General features: G+C 64.6%; 15 protein-coding genes. 7 read left to right on the plus strand and 8 right to left on the minus strand.

The features are described from left to right. The first annotated feature begins 154 nt into the window (after window positions 1-154). Window positions 155-955: an IclR family transcriptional regulator gene (locus PCE31106_RS03185; protein WP_017233075.1), complete on the plus strand. Its 801-nt coding sequence runs from the start codon at window positions 155-157 to the stop codon at window positions 953-955. A gap of 82 nt (window positions 956-1,037) precedes the next feature. Here PCE31106_RS03185 and PCE31106_RS03190 read toward each other — a convergent pair whose 3' ends face one another. From PCE31106_RS03190 to PCE31106_RS03200, 3 genes are all read right to left on the minus strand, one after another. Further along, window positions 1,038-1,271 carry a DUF2783 domain-containing protein gene (locus PCE31106_RS03190; RefSeq protein WP_150562356.1) on the minus strand — a complete coding sequence of 78 codons (234 nt, stop codon included), beginning with the start codon at window positions 1,269-1,271 and terminating at the stop codon, window positions 1,038-1,040. Window positions 1,272-1,337: 66 nt separating this feature from the next. Beyond that, window positions 1,338-3,074 carry an FAD-dependent oxidoreductase gene (locus PCE31106_RS03195; RefSeq protein ID WP_150562357.1) on the minus strand — a complete coding sequence of 579 codons (1,737 nt, stop codon included), beginning with the start codon at window positions 3,072-3,074 and terminating at the stop codon, window positions 1,338-1,340. 86 nt (window positions 3,075-3,160) lie between these two features. Then, window positions 3,161-4,120 (minus strand): MBL fold metallo-hydrolase, encoded by a 960-nt coding sequence (locus PCE31106_RS03200; protein ID WP_150551663.1) that lies wholly within the window; start codon window positions 4,118-4,120, stop codon window positions 3,161-3,163. 251 nt (window positions 4,121-4,371) lie between these two features. Here PCE31106_RS03200 and PCE31106_RS03205 point away from each other — a divergent pair, with 251 nt between their 5' ends. Beyond that, window positions 4,372-5,193, plus strand: a complete 822-nt coding sequence (locus tag PCE31106_RS03205) for an IclR family transcriptional regulator (protein ID WP_254440890.1) — start codon at window positions 4,372-4,374, stop codon at window positions 5,191-5,193. Further along, on the plus strand, window positions 5,190-6,068 hold the full coding sequence (locus PCE31106_RS03210; RefSeq protein ID WP_437343783.1) for an IclR family transcriptional regulator: 879 nt from the start codon (window positions 5,190-5,192) through the stop codon (window positions 6,066-6,068). Before PCE31106_RS03205 ends, PCE31106_RS03210 begins: the two co-directional genes overlap by 4 nt. 97 nt (window positions 6,069-6,165) lie before the next feature. Here the strand turns inward: PCE31106_RS03210 and PCE31106_RS03215 are convergent, their stop codons facing one another. The 3 genes from PCE31106_RS03215 to PCE31106_RS03225 all read right to left on the minus strand — a co-directional run bounded on the left by PCE31106_RS03215 (window position 6,166) and on the right by PCE31106_RS03225 (window position 10,117). Further along, window positions 6,166-6,591 carry a FapB/FapC family functional amyloid domain-containing protein gene (locus PCE31106_RS03215; protein ID WP_150562358.1) on the minus strand — a complete coding sequence of 142 codons (426 nt, stop codon included), beginning with the start codon at window positions 6,589-6,591 and terminating at the stop codon, window positions 6,166-6,168. A gap of 257 nt (window positions 6,592-6,848) precedes the next feature. Further along, window positions 6,849-8,228, minus strand: a complete 1,380-nt coding sequence (locus PCE31106_RS03220; protein WP_150562359.1) for an MFS transporter — start codon at window positions 8,226-8,228, stop codon at window positions 6,849-6,851. A 344-nt stretch (window positions 8,229-8,572) separates the two neighbouring features. Further along, window positions 8,573-10,117: a glucan biosynthesis protein G gene (locus PCE31106_RS03225; protein WP_254440908.1), complete on the minus strand. Its 1,545-nt coding sequence runs from the start codon at window positions 10,115-10,117 to the stop codon at window positions 8,573-8,575. A 297-nt stretch (window positions 10,118-10,414) separates the two neighbouring features. On the opposite strand from PCE31106_RS03225, the gene bglX reads away from it, so the two are divergent. Beyond that, a complete protein-coding gene (gene bglX, locus PCE31106_RS03230; protein WP_150562533.1) occupies window positions 10,415-12,745 on the plus strand; it encodes a beta-glucosidase BglX in 2,331 nt (776 codons plus the stop codon). 42 nt (window positions 12,746-12,787) lie between these two features. Here the strand turns inward: bglX and PCE31106_RS03235 are convergent, their stop codons facing one another. Further along, the gene (locus PCE31106_RS03235; protein WP_150562534.1) at window positions 12,788-13,687 is read right to left on the minus strand and encodes a LysR family transcriptional regulator; all 900 of its coding nucleotides are present in this window, start codon (window positions 13,685-13,687) and stop codon (window positions 12,788-12,790) included. A gap of 107 nt (window positions 13,688-13,794) precedes the next feature. On the opposite strand from PCE31106_RS03235, the gene PCE31106_RS03240 reads away from it, so the two are divergent. Further along, complete coding sequence (locus PCE31106_RS03240; protein ID WP_150562361.1) at window positions 13,795-14,904, plus strand: tartrate dehydrogenase; 1,110 nt, start codon at window positions 13,795-13,797, stop codon at window positions 14,902-14,904. Window positions 14,905-15,011: 107 nt separating this feature from the next. On the opposite strand, the gene PCE31106_RS03245 is transcribed toward PCE31106_RS03240, so the two are convergent. Continuing rightward, a complete protein-coding gene (locus PCE31106_RS03245; RefSeq protein WP_150562362.1) occupies window positions 15,012-15,779 on the minus strand; it encodes a GntR family transcriptional regulator in 768 nt (255 codons plus the stop codon). Between the two features lie 170 nt (window positions 15,780-15,949). On the opposite strand from PCE31106_RS03245, the gene PCE31106_RS03250 reads away from it, so the two are divergent. Together PCE31106_RS03250 and PCE31106_RS03255 are read left to right on the plus strand one after the other, a co-directional pair. Beyond that, window positions 15,950-16,291: a UxaA family hydrolase gene (locus PCE31106_RS03250; protein ID WP_217425891.1), complete on the plus strand. Its 342-nt coding sequence runs from the start codon at window positions 15,950-15,952 to the stop codon at window positions 16,289-16,291. Between the two features lie 49 nt (window positions 16,292-16,340). Further along, entirely contained in the window at window positions 16,341-17,516 is a 1,176-nt protein-coding gene (locus PCE31106_RS03255; RefSeq protein WP_150562363.1) for a UxaA family hydrolase, read from the plus strand. The last annotated feature ends 92 nt before the right edge of the window (window positions 17,517-17,608 follow it).

A 17,608-nucleotide genomic window follows, 5' to 3' on the forward strand; every position in this document is an offset into this window, starting at 1 on the left:
GCCTTCTCGTGTCGGCCGTCAAGCGAGGGTCGGCCCGAAGGGGGGGCACGCCGGTCTGGCGCAGGCGACGCGGTGGCGTGTGTCGAGCGGTGGAACCGGCAACACAAATCCATTACGCTTGCCGTTCCATTGCCTTTCGCCATCCGCCTTTTCCATGACACCCGTGCCCAACGACGCTACCGACCCCACCGACAAGAAACCGGGTGACTCCTATGTGCAGTCGTTTGCGCGCGGGTTGGCCGTGGTCAAGGTGTTCAACGCGACGCGTCCGGCGCAGACGCTCTCGGAAGTCGCACAGGCGTCGGGCCTCACCCGTGCGGGGGCGCGACGCATTCTGCTCACGCTCGAAGCGCTGGGCTACGTGCGAAGCGAGGGGCGCCTGTTTCGGCTCACGCCGCGTATTCTCGACCTCGGCTTCTCGTATCTGACGTCGATGCCGCTGTGGAATCTGGCCGAGCCGTTCATGGAGGCGCTGGTGCAGCAAGTGCATGAGAGCAGTTCCGCCTCGGTGCTCGATGGCGACGACATCGTCTATGTCCTGCGCGTGCCGGTGCGCAAGGTGATGTCGATCAACCTGTCGATCGGCAGCCGTCTGCCCGCATGGTGTACCTCGATGGGGCGCGTCATGCTCTCGGCGTTGCCCGACGACGAACTCGACGCCGCCTTGCGTCGCGCGGACATTCGTCAGCACACGCGCCGCACGGTGACGGATATCGACACGTTGCGTCAGCGCATTCTCGACGTGCGCGCCCAAGGTTGGGCCATCGTCGATCAGGAGTTGGAAGAGGGGATGATTTCGATCGCTGCGCCAATTCGCAATCGCGCGGGGCAGGTGATCGCGGCGATGAATGTCAGTGGTCAGGCCAACCGGACGTCGGCGGCGGAAATGGAAGCTACATTCCTCGCGCCCCTGCTCGCGGCCGCGCAGAAGATTTCGCAGATGGTGGTGGTGTAACGCACGCCCGCGCGTTGCTTGCGCGGTCTCGCGTCGAACAAAGCGGGGCGCCCGATGGCCGGGCGCCCCGCTTTTGCTTGTGTCACGCGTGCGGACCGTCCGTCGAACCACTCGTCGCGGTGCCCAGTGCGCCAGCGCGCGCCAGCCGAAGCGCCGAAAGCAGCGTGTCGTGATCGCCGATCTGGTTGGCGAGCAGCAGGATCAGTTGCGCGTTGGCGGCCTGACTTTGCGCCTCGTCGAGATCTCGGTGCATGTCGATCAGGGCTTCGTAGAAGTCGTCCGGACGCGTCAGACGCGGTTGTGTATCGAGTGCCATGAAGGGGCTCCTTACTGCGGGATCGATGGGATCGGGATGTGGTCGATGCGTTTGGCCGGAGGCACGTCAGGCCGCGCATTGCATCGGCGCGACTTCCGGGGCGGTACGTCCCAAGGCGCGCTCGCGCGCGGCGGCAATCGCCTTCGCGTCGACGCTGCGCCACCGCGCGCACACGTGTTGATCCGGACGAATCAGATACACCGTTCCCGGTGCGGCGTCATAGCGTTGGGCCGCCAGGCCTTGCACGTCGTGCCAGACGCTATGGGGTTCGCCGCGCGCGTCCTGCGCCGCTTCGGCATCCGGCGTGACGAACAATGGCATGACGGGCACGCTGTCGTTCGCGAGGGCGTCGAGGCCCGCGAGCGATGCCGCATCGAGCGACGCCGGCGCACCGAATACGAGTGCGACGAAGCGCCCGCCCAGGCGAGGCAGCAGCCAGCCGTCCTGCCCATGCCGGACGAGCGGCGCGTCGACGCAGGCCGTGCCCGGGACCATGCGTCCCGCAAACGTGTCGCGCTCCAGCGTATTCAATGTCGACTCGCTCAGCACGGCGGGCACGGACAACCGCCCGCTGTTGACCAACTGACGCGCAAACGCGTGATCGCGGGCGAGCATCAGCACGGCATCGCGGAAGACCCGCGAGACAGCGCTCTTGGGCGTGATGAAATCGGTGGAGCGTGTCGAGTTACGGATGTTTTCGTCGGCGGCGAATTCGCGCTCACGGGCGTAAGTATCGAGCAGCGTATCCGGCGCCTGACCGGCGAGCACCCGCGCCAGTTTCCACGCGAGGTTCTCCACATCCTGCACGCCGCTGTTCGCACCGCGCGCGCCGAACGGCGACACACCATGCGCGGCGTCTCCGGCGAACAGCACATGACCGTGACGGAAGTCGTCCATGCGCAGGCACGAGAAGGTGTAGACGCTGACCCACTCCAGGCTGAATTTGGCGTCCGGGCCGAGCAAAGCCTGCACGCGCGGGATCACGCGCTCGGGCGTCTTCTCGACGGCCGGGTCGGCATCCCATCCCAGCTGGAAATCGATGCGCCACACGTTGTCGGGTTGACGATGCAGCAGCACGGATTGATTCGGATGGAACGGCGGATCGAACCAGAACCAGCGCTCGGTCGGGAAGTCTGCCGTCATCTTCACGTCGGCGATCAGGAAGCGGTCCTTGAATGTGCGTCCGTGGGTGTCCACACCGATCAACTTGCGCACGGGGCTGCGCGATCCGTCGGCGGCCACGACGTAACGTGCGCTGGTTTGATACTCGCCGTCGGGCGTCTCGACCGTGAGCGTGACGCTCGCCCCGGGCGTGCCGGGCGTGCCCTGCTGGGTGAGTCCGACGACCTTGTGCTTCCAACGGATGTCGATGTTCGGCAGTTCGCGTGCGCGCTCGTAGAGATAGCCTTCGACGTAGTACTGCTGAAGATTGATGAACGCCGGGCGATGGTGTCCCGCTTCGGGCAGCAGATCGAAGTTGTAGACCTCCTGATCGCGCAGGAACACGCGGCCGACGTTCCAGCGCACGCCCTTTTGCACCATGCGCTCGCCGCAGCCGAGACGGTCGAAGATATCGAGCGTACGCTTGGCGAAACAGATGGCGCGTGAGCCGGCCGAGAGCGTGCAGTCGTCGTCGAGCACGATCACGGGCACGCCCTGCTGCGCAAGGTCGATGGCGCCGGCCAGTCCCACTGGCCCCGCGCCGACCACGATGACCGGGTGGATCTCACCTGCGGCGTTGCCGGACTGTTCTGCGCAAGGCTGATAATCGAACGTCAGGCGCTGGTAATCGATGCTGCTCATGCAATGTCTCCATCGTCGGCACCGCGCCGGCGCAAGTGCCCCGGCGGGTTCCGCTTTTTACTTTTGATGTTGCGCTCGGCGCGAACTCAGTCCTGCAGGGCGGTCCACATTTCCTTGTCGCGCTGCGCCGTCCAGATGCGCGGATGCGTGATGCCGCTCGCTTCGTCGAACGCGCGGGTCACATCGAACGGCAGGCAGTGTTCATAGATAAAGACATGACCGAACTTCGGATCCATCTCGCGACGCGTGAGCGCCATCGCACCCTTCAGATCGAGCTTCTGTTCGACGGCCTGCTTGCCCGCTTCGAACAACGTCGTCACGAAGTCCTTCGTGTACGCCAGGCCCTTGGCGACATCGTCGGGCGTGGTCAGGGCAGGGCCCCGGCCCGGCACGAGCTTTTCGGCGCCGAGCGCGGCCAGCGCGTCGAGCGTGGCCGGCCATTCGGCGAGTTGCGCGTCACCGGTGTAGCAGGCGGCGTCGTACTCGACCAGATCGCCCGAGAACAGCACCTTTTGCGACGGCAGCCACACCACGGTGTCGCCCTTGGTGTGACCCGAACCGAGGTGCGCGATCTTCACTTCGAGCTTGCCGAGGAAGAGCGTCATTTCCTTCTCGAAGACGAGCGTCGGCCACGTGAGACCCGGCACCGTTTCGACACCGGCGAACAGACGCGGAAAGCGCTCGATCTCCGACTTCATGTCGGCTTCGCCGCGCTCGACGATCATCTCGTACGTGCCACGGCTTGCGATGATCTGCTGCGCACCTTCGGCGAAGTAGGCCGACGCACCCAGCACGCGCACGGCGTGATAGTGCGAGAGCACCACATACTTGATCGGCTTGTCGGTGACTGTGCGGATCTTCGCGATGAGATCCTGCGCCATGGCGGGCGTGGCTGTCGTGTCGACGATCATCACGCCGTCGTCGCCGATGATGACGCCGGAGTTCGGGTCGCCCTCGGCCGTGTAGGCCCAGGTGTTTTCCGACAATTGGGTAAATGTGACCTTCTTGGTTTCCAGGTCGGCTTGCGAGGCGAATGCTTTGGCCATGCTTGTCTCTCTCTTATCTCGTCTGCGGGGATGATGCGACTGATGGGGTGGATGAAGCCATCTTACGAAATGCCTTTAATATTTGTCAATGACAAATAGTATCGTTATTTGCTAATGTTGCTTCGTGAGCGATGGAATGACGTTCCCGTCTTGGGTTAACCCCGAGGAACGTCGGGAACGATGCCATTGCGGGCGTCGACTTGTTTAGAATCTAGGCCATTTTCCTTTGGGAGCTCGCCTCCCTTGATCGCATGAATCGAATTCCGATGGACGGCACGGCCGACGCGAGCGGCCAACCCGGGCGTGCCTCGCGCGGCGTGCAAAGCGTGGACGTGGCGGCGCGCGTGCTTCAGGCGCTGGCGCAGGCGCACCGGGCGCTGGGGCCAGGCGATCTCGCCGCGCTCGCCGGGCTGCCGCCTGCGCAGGCGCATCCGTATCTGGTAAGCCTCACGCGGCTCGGCTTGCTCAAGCGCGACCCGATGTCGGGCGACTACACGCCGGGCCCGATGACGTTGCGTCTCGCGTTGCTGCATCTCGAGAACGACCCGGCGTATCGCGCGGCGGTGCCGCGTGTCGTTGCGCTGGCACGCGAGACGGGGCTTTGTGTCGCGATTTGCACGAGTGCGCCGCAGGGCCCGCTCGTCGTGCATTTCGAGCGTGCGGCGTTTCCGTTGCATGTGAATCTGCACGTGGGATCGGTCATGTCGCTCACGACGACGTCGACCGGGCGGGCGTTTTGCGCCTTCACCCCGCAGGCGCAATGGCCGCAGGCGTGGCGTGAGCAGATGCCGACATCCCCGAGCGAGCGCGAAGGGTTCGATGCGCTGCTCGACGAGACACGCGCGCACGGTGTGGCGCGTAGCGTGAATACGCCGAGCCCGTCGGTGAGCAGCCTGTGCGCGCCGGTGTTCGATGCGAGCGGGCGGCTGCGTCTCGCGCTCACCGCGATCGGGCCGACGGCTGCACTCGATGTCGCCTGGGACGGCGCGGCGGCGAATGCATTGCGCGCGACGGCGAGCGACATCGCCGCGCAAGTCGATGCTCGTGGTGCAGACGGCAAGGAGGGCGCATGAACGCGACGCCAAGCCGAACGGAAACGCACGAGGTGCCGGACGACGTGGCATTGATGCCCGCGAAACCGCAGCGCGGCATTCAGGCGCTGGAAAGCACCGGGGCATTGCTCGAGGCGCTGGCGGCGGCGGGGCGTCCGCTGCCGCTCAATGCGCTGGCGCGCAACGCGGGGATGGCGCCAGCAAAGGCGCATCCGCATCTGGTGAGCCTGCAACGTGCCGGCTTGCTCTCGCGTGATGCGAATGGCAATTTCGAGGCGGGGGCGCTCAGCCTTGAGCTAGGCTTGATGGCATTGCAGCGTCTCTCGCCTACGGGGGAGGCCGAGCCGGAGATTCTTGCGCTGGCTCACGCCACCGGGCTGTCGGCCGCGATGGCCGTGCTGGGGCCGGTCGGCCCCACGGTGGTTCGCCTTGAGGAGGCGATGCGTCCGCAGCACGTGAGCTTGCGCATCGGCACGGTGCTCTCGTTGGTGAACACCGCCATGGGGCGCACGTTCGCGGCGTTCCTGCCCGATGCGGTACTCGGCGGCATGCTCGCACAGGAATCGGTGCGCATGGCGGGCCTCGGCGCGGAAGGGCGCGCGTCGACGCCGCCAGCCGATTTTGCCGCGCGGTTGAAGGTGATTCGCGAACAACGATTCGATACGGCGCAGAGCAACCCTGTGCCCGGAATCGACACGGTGGCGGTACCGGTGTTCGATCACACGGGGGAAGTCACGCTGGTGCTTGCGTTGATGGGGTCGGCGGGCAGTTTCGAGACGGCGCTGGACGCATCGCCGGCGCAGGCCTTGCTGGCGGCGGCGCGCCGGCTGTCGTGGCGCTTTGGCGCGGTGGGCCGGGCGGACGGCGCGGATGGTTCGGTTGGCGCGGTAGGGTAAGCGCGCGGCGTCGACGCAGTCGCGCGGCGGGAGCCGTATCGGTACAGACCGATCCCGGCCGAGACGTCATCCGGCCGGGTGAAGGTTCAGCGAGTCGTCAATGAATGGCCAACGCGTTGGCCTGTGCGTTGGCCACGCCGGCCACCACGTTCACGCCGAGATTGCCCGAGGCGCCCATCAGGGCCCGGTCACCCAGCGACGCGCTCGGCACGCCGGTCAGGATCGTCGTGTTGCGGATCGTCTGACGGGTATCGACCGCAACGCGCGAGGCGTTCGCCAGCACAAGCTGATTCGACTGCAAGTTGAGCGCGCCGGCGGCAACGTTGACGCCGAAGCTACCGTGCGCGTTGCGCAGCGCGTCGGTGCCGAGGGTGGCGGTCTGGCCGCCACGAAACACGGCGTCGCTGGCGAGGGTTTGTCGGGTGGAGAGATTGACGACGGTGGCGTCGTTGAGGGGGGCGGCGAAGGCCGGCGCCTGGGCGACGGTCAGCACGAGGGCACTCAGCAAAGCAATACGCGGCATATTGATTTTCCCCAGAGAGTCCGTTGGGACGGATATCTGGTTATCGGCGCCTGAGGCGCTCGGGTTGAAGGAAATTTTCATGTGCCGCGAATGCGCCGGACGTTGACGGATTGCCCCGACACCGGCGCGTTGCGTCACTGAAAGCCGCGATCATTCCCATAACCGCCGCGGCGCGCATTTTCGCATGGCGACGCGCGATTGCGTCGCCATGCCGTTGCGTCGGTGATGGTTGGCCGAGCGTGCCTTGACGCGCGAGATTACGCCGGTTCTCCCGCGCCGTTCGCGAGTTTCGCCGCTGTGACGTGCGATTGCGTTGCCGCTTGCTGCTGCACCGACGCCGATTTCTTGTGGTCGATCAACAACACGGCGACGACCGCGATGACGGCGGGAATGGCGATTGCCATAAAGTTTTGCTGCAAAGGCAGGGACAGGCTCACCAGCATGCCGATCGCGATGGGCGCGAGAATGGCGCCGCTGCGTCCCACCCCGGAGGCCCAGCCGATGCCCGTGCCGCGCGCGGCCATTGGATAGAACTGTCCCGCGTAGGCGTAGGTGACGATCTGCGTGCCGATGGTCGACGCCCCGGCCAACCCCACCAGCACGAAGAGCACCGGCGTCGGTACCTTCACGCCGAGCAGCGTGATGGACACGGCGGCCAGCGCATACATGCCCACGAGCACGTACTTGATGTTGAAACGGTCGGCGAGCCAGCCGCCGCCGATGGCGCCGAGCATCGCGCCAAAGTTCAGCACGAGCACAAACGTGAGCGCCGAGCCGAGGCTATAGCCGGCGCTTGCCATGAGTTTGGCGAGCCACGAGCTGAGCGCATACACCATGAACAGACACATGAAGAACGCGACCCACAGCATGACGGTGCTCACGCCTCGCCCGTCCTGAAACAGACGCGAGAGCGGCGCAGCCTGCTTGCGATCCGTCGAGGCCAGCGCGAACTGGTCGCCCGGCTGCGCGACATAATCCGGCGCGAGGCGGGCAAGCACTTGCTTGAGCGCGTCGAGACGGCCAGTGCGGATCAGGAACGGCATCGACTCCGGCAGTGCCCTCATCGCGAACGGCACGAGCAGCGCGGGCAGACCCGCCGCCAGAAAGACGGACTGCCAGCCGTGCGTCTCAATCAGCCCCTTGCCGAGCAGCGCCGCGAGCATGCCGCCCACCGAATAGCCCGAGAACATGAGCGTGACGAGCGTGGCGCGCAGGCGACGCGGCGCGTACTCCGTCATTTGCGCGACCACGATCGGCATCACGCCGCCAATGCCGACGCCCGCGAAGAAGCGCGTCACGGAAAAGCTGATCGGCTCGTGTGTGAATCCGGCCATGGCGGTGAACAGCGAGAACATCAGCACACAGATGGCGATGGCTTTGCGACGGCCGATGCTGTCGGCCACCATGCCCATCGCAATGGCGCCGAACATCATGCCGAAGAGGGCGGCGCTGACCATGAAGCCGGCACTGGTGGCGTCGACGTTCATCGCTTTCATGATCGAGGGCAGCGCAATGCCCGCGACCGCGAGATCGTAGCCGTCGAAGATGATGATGAGCGCGCACCAGAGCAGGATGCGGTAGTGATAGCCGTTCAAGCGGGCGTTGTCGGCCAACTCATGTACGTCGATAGGTCGCATGCGAGTGTCTCCATAACGAATCCGCCCTCCGTCGAAATGCGGAGAGTCTTGGGGATGTCTTGACCGACGCAAGCGGCACCAGGCCGGGCTCCATCCGGGCGGCCGAGGACCGTTGCCGAGGAAGCCGACTGCCTCAACACACCTCGATGGGCAGCTATTTATGCAATATTGTGCATGCAGTAAACGCGAAATGACGATTCACTGCAAGGACAATTTGCCCGATTCAGGGTTTTACAGGAGGAAACGAGGCGCGTAAGTGCCTGTTTAATTGTGGTGGTGAAGGGTGCGGAGGGAGCGCGGTGTGCGGCGGCAGGACGCCGCCGCACGAAGACGCAGGATGCAACTTATTGCTTGGCGACCGAAAACGGCGGGAGCTGATAACTCCAGGTCTCGCTTACGGCCTTGCCGCCGGAGACGAGGGCGGCCCGCAGTTCCACGACCTTGGCCGGATCCTTGACCATCACACGCAGATTCAGGCGCATGCCATGCGTGACCGGGTTCGGTTGCAGCGTCTGCTCGATGAGGGTGGCGTTATCGCTCACGCTGACCTGTGGCGCGACCGAACCGGCGGGCAGCGTGGCGAGCGGGCCGCCGTCGAAGTCCACGATCAGCCCGGTGCTGCCGTCGAAGTGACGGATCAGGTTGGCTTGCGTAATCTCGCCCGCCGTGCGCAGCGTCTGCTTCACCCAGGCCAGACGTCGATCGACGATGCCGCGCTCATTCATCGTCCAGTGGATCGTGTAATCGGCCTGCAGCGGCTGCCCCTTGGGTGGCAATTGGTCAGGTGTCCAGAACGCGCCGATGTTGTCATTGGTCTCGTCCGGCGACGGGATTTCCACCAGTTCGATATGGCCCTTGCCCCAGTCGCCCTGCGGCTCGATCCAGGCGCTTGGGCGAAGATCGTAACGATCCTTCAGGTCCTCGTACTGCGCGAAATCGCGCCCGCGCTGAAGCAGGCCGAAGCCGCGCGGATTCGTCACCGGGAACTGGCTGATGGCCAGATTGCGCGGATTGTTCAGCGGACGCCAGATCCATTCGCCATTGCCGGCGTGAATGGCCAGGCCATTCGAATCGTGCAATGCCGGACGGAAGTTGTACGGATCGCGCTGCTGATTCGGTCCGAACAGGAACATGCTCGTGAGCGGCGCGATGCCGAGCTTGGTCACCGGTGCGCGCAGGAAGACCCGTGCCTGCACCTTCAACAGCGAATCCTCGCCGGGCGTCAGATCGAAGCGATAGGCGCCGGTGGCGCGCTTCGAGTCGAGCAGCGCGTAAAACACCAGGTGCTTGTCGCCCGCGTTCGGCCGTTCGATCCAGAACTCGCGAAAGGCCGGGAATTCCTCCGCGATGGGCAGGCCCGTGTCGATGGCCAGACCGCGCGCCGAGAGTCCGTAGACCTGTCCCTTGCCGATCACGCGAAAGTAGCTCGCGCCGAGCACGCTCATGATTTCGTCGAGCTTGCCCGGTTCGTTGATCGGGTAAAGCACGCGAAAGCCCGCGTAGCCGAGATTGTGCGTGGCGCTGCGGTCGAGCTTGAGATCGCCGAAGTCGAAGCGGTGGCTGTCGTACTTGATCTCGTCGATCTTGGCGTTGGGGCCTGTGCCGACGACCTCGTTGATCTTCACCGGCGTGCTGAACTGCATGCCCTGGTGATAGAAACCCAGCTTGAACGGCGAGGGCTGATCGTTCCATTCGAACGCGTCGCGCCGCGGCTGGATCTTGATGTAGTCGCCGAACGGCATCTTGGCGAAGGCCGGCGTGAGATTGCTCACTGGCGCGACGTAAGGTTTGTCGGCGAGCGCCTTCGCGCGGGCCGTGACGTCCTCGAGCGAGAAGGCATGGGCATGCGCGGCGCCCAGCAGGGCCGCACCCGTGACGAAGGCGGACACGAGCGCGCGTGCGCCGCGTCGATGCCAAGACTTGGCGAGGGGAAGCAGAACCACGAAATTCTCCAGTCGTTGGGGGGGGCGTATCGCGCCCGATGGCATCGCGACGTTCGCGAAAGCCGGGACGAACGCCTTCGGGAAAAACCAATTGTGGCAAAGTATCGCACTTCGCACTTCGAGTTACGCACCCGGATCGTTGCGCCGGTATGGGTAACGCCAGTTGATACGACGCGAGGCACTGCCGCGCGATCTCGCCGGTCATCCACACGTCGCGCCACATTGGATCGCTATCAGATGAGAATGTTCTCCGCACTGGCGCTCGCGGCCAGTCTCACGGCCGCACCGGCCTTCGCCGACGCGCCTGCCGCCCTGGGCAACGGTGCTCAAGGCAATCCCCCGGCGGCCATGCCGTCTGCGTCCGCCAAGCGGGCGTTCATCGACGACCTCATCGCGCGCATGACGCTGGAGGAGAAGGTCGGCCAATTGCGCCTGATCAGCATTGGCTCGGACATGCCGCAGCCGCAGCTCATCAAGGAGATTGCTGCCGGTCGCGTAGGGGGCACGTTCAACTCGGTCACGCGCAGCGACAACCGCCCGCTGCAGGACGCGGCCGTCAAGCAAAGCCGCCTGAAGATTCCCATTTTCTTCGCCTACGACATCGTGCATGGGCATCGCACCGTGTTCCCGATCAGCCTCGGCTTGGCATCGAGCTGGGATATGTCGGTGGTGAAGCACGCCGCACGCGTGGCCGCCATCGAAGCGAGCGCCGACGGGCTGGATGCGACGTTCGCGCCGATGGTCGACATCTCGCGCGATCCGCGCTGGGGGCGCACCTCGGAAGGCTTCGGCGAAGACCCGTACCTGGTTTCGCAAGCCGCGCGCGCGAGCGTGCAGGGATTCCAGGGCACGTCGCCGGCCAACCCGGACAGCCTGATGGCCTTCGTGAAGCACTTTGCGCTGTACGGTGCCGTGGAGGGCGGACGCGATTACAACGTGGTCGACATGAGCCCGATGCGCATGTACCAGGACTATCTGCCGCCGTACCGCGCCGGGATTGATGCCGGTGCGGGCGGGGTGATGATCGCGCTGAACTCCATCAACGGCACGCCGGCCACGTCGAACAAGTGGCTGCTGCGCGACCTGCTGCGTGACGAATGGGGATTCAAGGGCGTGACAGTGAGCGATCACGGCGCGATCGAAGAGTTGATGCGTCATGGCGTGGCGAAGGACGGCCGCGAGGCCGCGAAGCTGGCTATCGAGGCAGGCGTCGACATGAGCATGGCCGACGTGCAGTACCTCAAGCAATTACCGGGGCTGGTGAAGTCGGGCGAGGTGCCGATGCGCGACATCGACGACGCCGTGCGCGAAGTCCTCGGCGCGAAATACGACATGGGCCTGTTTGCCGATCCCTATCGCCGGATTGGCAACGCGGCGCAGGATCCGAAAGATGTGAATGCGCAGAGCCGTCTGCATCGTGACGCCGCGCGCGATGCCGCGCGCAAGTCCATTGTCTTGCTGGAGAACCGGCACGACACACTGCCGCTGGCCAAAGCGGGCAAGGTCGCGGTGATCGGGCCGCTCGCGGACGCGAAGATCGATATCCTGGGGAGCTGGTCGGCCGCGGGCGTGGCGGCGCAGGCCGTCACGCTGCTGCAAGGCGTGCGCGACGCGCTCGGCCCGCAGGCGCAGGTGACCTATGCGCGCGGCGCGAACATCACCGACGACCCGCGCGTGGTGCAGTATCTCAATTTCCTCGATTGGGACAATCCGGAAGTCGTGCAGGACAAGCGATCGCCGCAGCAGATGATCGACGAAGCCGTGCGAGTCGCGCGCAACGCCGACACGCTGATCGTGGCGGTGGGCGAAGCGCGTGGCATGTCGCACGAGGCGTCCAGCCGCACGAGCCTGTCGTTGCCAGGTAGCCAGTTGGCGCTGTTGCAGGCACTCAAGGCGACCGGCAAGCCGCTCGTCGTCGTGCTGATGAACGGTCGACCGCTCGATCTGAACTGGCCGAAGGCCAACGCCGACGCCATGCTCGAGACGTGGTACACCGGCACCGAAGGCGGCCACGCGATTGCGGACGTGCTGTTCGGCGACTACAACCCGTCGGGCAAGCTGCCGATCTCGTTCCCGCGCTCGATCGGCCAGATCCCGACGTACTACAACCAGTTGCGCATCGGTCGTCCGTTCACACCGGGCAAGCCGGCCAACTACACCTCGCAATACTTCGAGGAAGACTCCGGCCCGTTGTATGCCTTTGGCTACGGCCTGAGCTACACCTCGTTCGCGGTGTCGAAGGTGACGCTATCGAGCAAGACACTTGAGCGCGGCGGCAAGCTCGATGCAAGCGTGACGGTGCGCAACACCGGCAAGCGCGAGGGGGCGACCGTCGTGCAGCTCTACTTGCAGGACGTTGCCGCGTCGATCGTGCGGCCCATCAAGGAGCTGAAGGGTTTCGACAAGGTAAGCCTGAAGCCTGGCGAATCGCGCACCGTGCATTTCGCGATCGATGAAAGTCTGCTGAAGTTCTACAACGCGAAACTGCAATACGTGGCCGAACCCGGCGACTTCAACGTCGAGATCGGGCTCGATTCGCAACACGTCGAACAGGCGTCGTTCACACTGCAGTAATGGCGCCGCGTGTCGCGGCGTGGTGTCGCGACTTGACGTACCTCACGTCTGCGTCTGGAATTCCTCGCGAAGGAATTCCACGCAGGCACGGACCTTGGCCGACGATGCCACGCGCGACGGATACACGGCCCAGACGTTGGCCGGTTGCGTCACGTCGGGCAGCACCTGCACCAGATCCCCGCGCGCGATCAGCGCCCCCACGTCCCACATCGAGCGCAGCACGATCCCCTGTCCGTCGAGCGCCCACTGCACGGCCACCTCGCCGTGGTTCGTCGACAGTGGCCCCGTCACCTTGAGTGCGACCGCCTCGCCACGCTGTTGCAGCCGCCACATGCCGAACGGATGATCGCGTTCCTTGATGACGATGCACGCATGGCCGGCCAGGTCGCTCAATTGGCGCGGCGTGCCGTGCGCGTCGAGATAGGCGCGCGAGGCGCACAGCACCCGATGATTGTCCGCGAGCTTGCGGGCGATCAGATGCGGTGCGATGTCGTCGCCGATGCGCACGTCGAGGTCATACCCCTCGGCCGCCACGTCGACGATGCGGTCGAACAGGTCCAGGCGCACGTTGAGCTGCGGATGCAGCGCGCGCAGCCGCGACATGGCGGGTGCCACGGCATGCCGTCCGAAGCCGAAGCTGCTCGACACCCGCAGCGTGCCGCGCGGCACCTGCCGCGTGCTGGAGACATCCTCGATCAGGTGATTCACGTCGTCGAGAATCTTTTCCGCCCAGGCGTACACGCGTTCCCCTGCGTCGGTGATGGCCACGCGCCGGGTCGAGCGATGTAGCAAGCGCGTGCCAAGGTCGGCTTCGAGCATGCCGACGCGCTTGCTCACATACGCGGGCGAGACGCCCAGCGCTTCGGCTGCCGCTGAAAAGCTGGCACGGCGCGCGACCTGGCAAAACACGCGCAGGTCGTCGAGATTCGGGTTGACGGGCAGAGGTTTATTCACGATTCGTGGATAGTGGATTAACCGATTGAGGGATTTTATCCGCGTTGGAATGGAATAACCTAGCGTCATCATCCAACCCTCAGGAGAAACAGACCATGACCGACACGTCCCAGCGCCCTGCGCGTCCGTTCAAGATCGCCGTGATTCCGGGCGACGGCATCGGTAAAGAGGTGATGCCCGAAGGCCTGCGCGTGCTCGACGCCGCGTGCCGACGCTTTGGTATTCCCGTCGACTACCAGCACATCGAATGGGCGAGCTGCGACTACTACGCCAAGCACGGCCAGATGATGCCGGACGACTGGAAGCAGCAGCTCGACGGCGTCGACGCCATTCTGTTCGGTGCCGTGGGCTGGCCCGAGACGGTGCCCGACCATATCTCGCTGTGGGGGTCGTTGCTCAAGTTCCGTCGCGAATTCGATCAGTACATCAACCTGCGCCCGGCGCGTCTGTTCGAAGGGGTGCCGTCACCGCTGGCGGGCCGCGAGGCAGGCGATATCGATTTCCTGATCGTGCGCGAGAACACCGAAGGCGAGTACTCGTCGGTGGGCGGCGTAATGTTCGAGGGCACGGAGCGCGAGTTCGTGGTGCAGGAGTCGATCTTCACGCGCCACGGCACGGAGCGCGTGCTGAAGTTCGCGTTCGATCTCGCACAGCAACGTGAGCGCAAGCACGTGACGGTGGCGACCAAGAGCAACGGGATTTCGATCTCGATGCCGTGGTGGGACAAACGCGCGGCCGAGACGGCGGCGAAGTATCCGGACATCACGTGGGACAAGCAGCACATCGACATTCTGTGTGCGCGCTTTGTGCTCAATCCGGATCGCTTCGACGTGGTGGTCGCGTCGAATCTGTTCGGCGACATCCTGTCGGATCTGGGGCCGGCTTGCACCGGCACCATCGGCATCGCGCCGTCGGGCAACCTGAATCCGGAAGGTAAATTCCCGTCGCTGTTCGAACCGGTGCATGGTTCGGCGCCGGATATCGCGGGCAAGAACATCGCCAACCCGATTGGCATGATCTGGACGGCCGCGATGATGCTCGACTTCATCGGCCGCGGCGAAGGCCGCACGCGCGAGGCGCACGACGCCATTCTCGCGGCGATCACGCAGGTCATCAAGGACGGGCCGCGCACCGGCGATTTAGGGGGGAGCGCGAACACGACCGAAGTCGGTCAGGCGATTGCCGCCGTGGTCAGCGCGGGCTGAGCGATCGCATGACGCCCGTCGCGCGGGCGCGGTGCTCGACGTGACGTGCCGGCGGGGCGAGGCCGGCACGCCTGGAGACTCGCGGCAGGCGCCAGACCGAGGCCTGATTACGCGAAACCCGCCTCGGTGCCATGCTTCGTCGCGCTCGCGACGTATTCATAGTCCTGAGTGTTCACGTGCGTCAGTCGATATTCGACCGGCTTGAGATTGATGGAATAGGCAATGCGCTCGATTTCCAGCACGGGATCCCCCTCGGGAACCCCCAGCAGCGTGCCTTCACTTGCGTTGGCCCGGGCAACGCGCAGTCGCTCGTCTGTGCTGACGACGTTGATGCCGAACGCGTCCTGGTAGAAGTTATAGAGCGTGTTCGGTCTGTCACGCAGCATCGTTTCGGTCAGCGTTGGAAATATCGACTCGGGTAGCGTGATGGTGTCGACCATCACGACCCGTTCGTGCAATGCCAATGCGTTCGTGAACGTGATGATGCGTGCCCCCGGCTCGATGCCGAGCTTTGCCGCAATGGTCGCGGGGGCTTGCGACTTTCGGTAGTTGACCAGGGTCACGACCGGATACGTGCGCTCTCCGTCGCGCCGCGCCACGCGGAAGAAGCGAAAGAAGTGACGATCGCGACGATGCTGCGCGACGAATGTCCCCAAGCCCTGGTGACGAATCAGGATGTTCTCGGCGCATAGCTCGTCGATGGCTTTTCTCAGCGTGCCGATCGATACCCCGAAGCGCTCGGCCAGACGCTTTTCAGACGGGATCACCTCGCCGCCTTTCCATTCCTGTGCCGTCAGCGCAGCCAGCATCGCTTCTTTGACTTCCTTGTAACGCGTGCCGCCCGGGGCGGACGGCATGACCGTGACTGTGCTCACGTTTCCCCCGAATGCTTTGAATATGGCGCCATTGTACGCATCCGATTTGAAAGATGTAACACATATAGATGATATGGTTGACATGTATGAATTCAACGCCTACTATCGGTTCCAACGGCGGGCGCCATCGGGACAGGAGGGCGCTCAACATCGTCAACCAGGAGGCAGACATGAGTCAGGCAGCAGCGGGCGTGGGCGAGGCGACGAAGGCGAAAGCGGGTGAGCGCAAGACCATTCACATCGTCTTGCACGAGGCGAAGGACACGGTGGGGGTCGCGGTGGTGGAGGGCATCAAGGCGGGAGCGCAGTTGAACGCCTGGATCATGGACGAGGACGAGATCGTCACGTTCCCGGCCAAGCAGGACATTCCCATCGGTCACAAGGTCGCGCTCAAGGACATGCAGGTCGGCGATACGGTGTTCAAGTACGGCGTGGATATCGGGAAGGTGGTGTCGCCGATCAGTGCGGGCGAACACGCGCACGTTCACAACATCAAAACGAAGCGCTGGTGATCGGCACGTCGGCCCCGAGCTTCCCCTACCCCACATCGAGAGAGACATCATGAGCGTGATTCAACTGGACACCACTTTCCGTGGCTATCGCCGTGAGAACGGCCGCGTCGGCGTGCGCAACCACGTCATCATTCTTCCCGTGGACGATCTGTCCAATGCCGCCGCGATGGCCGTGGAATCCGCGATCAAGGGCACCATGGCGATTCCGCACCCCTACGGCCGGCTGCAATTTGGCGCGGATCTGGATTTGCACTTCCGAACGCTCATCGGCGCGGGCAGCAATCCGAACGTTGCCGCGGTGATCGTCATCGGGATCGAAGAGGGCTGGACCAAGCGCGTGGTCGACGGCATTGCGAAGTCGGGCAAGCCGGTGATGGGCTTTGGCATCGAGCTGCACGGTGATCACGACACGATCATGCGCGCGTCGAAGGCCGCCAAGGAAATGGTGCACCACGCGAGCACGCTCGAGCGCGAGGAGTGCCCGATCAGCGAGTTGTGGGTGTCGACCAAGTGCGGAGAATCGGATACGACGTCGGGCTGCGGCGCGAACCCAACCGTCGGCAATGCGTTCGACAAGCTGTACGGCCTTGGCAACACGCTTGTGTTCGGCGAGACCTCGGAGCTGACGGGCGGCGAGCAGATCGTCGCCGCGCGTTGTGCGAATGACGGCGTGCGCGAGCGATTCCAGTTCATGTTCGACCGTTACCAGGACATGATCAATCGCTGGAAGACGGACGACCTCTCCGAGTCGCAGCCGACCAAGGGCAACATCGCGGGCGGCCTCACGACGATCGAGGAAAAAGCCCTCGGTAACATTCAGAAGATCGGCAAGAAGTGCATGGTCGACGGCGTGCTCGACAAGGCCGAAGCGCCGACGCATTCGGGCCTGTGGTTCATGGATTCGTCGTCTGCGGCGGCCGAGATGGTGACGCTGTGCGCCGCGTCGGGCTTCGCGGTGCACTTCTTCCCCACGGGACAAGGTAACGTGATCGGCAACGCGATCGTTCCCGTGATCAAGATCTGCGCAAATCCGCGTACCGTTCGCACCATGGGCGAGCACATCGACGTGGACGTCTCGGGTCTGTTGCAGCGGGAGCAGAACCTCGACGAGACCGGCGACAAGCTTCTCGAGTGCATGCTGGCGACCGCCAACGGTCGCTGGACGGCTGCCGAAGTCCTCGGCCATCGCGAGTTCGTGCTGACGCGCCTGTTCGAAAGCGCATAATTCGCACCGCAGTCGCGCGCGGCGCCCGGTGCGGCGCTGCGCGTTGCCTTATGGCGTCAATGCAGGAGCAGTACAGAGGTCCCCGTCCGGTG

The organism is Pandoraea cepalis (assembly GCF_902459665.1).
In the GTDB taxonomy this organism is placed as follows: domain Bacteria; phylum Pseudomonadota; class Gammaproteobacteria; order Burkholderiales; family Burkholderiaceae; genus Pandoraea; species Pandoraea cepalis.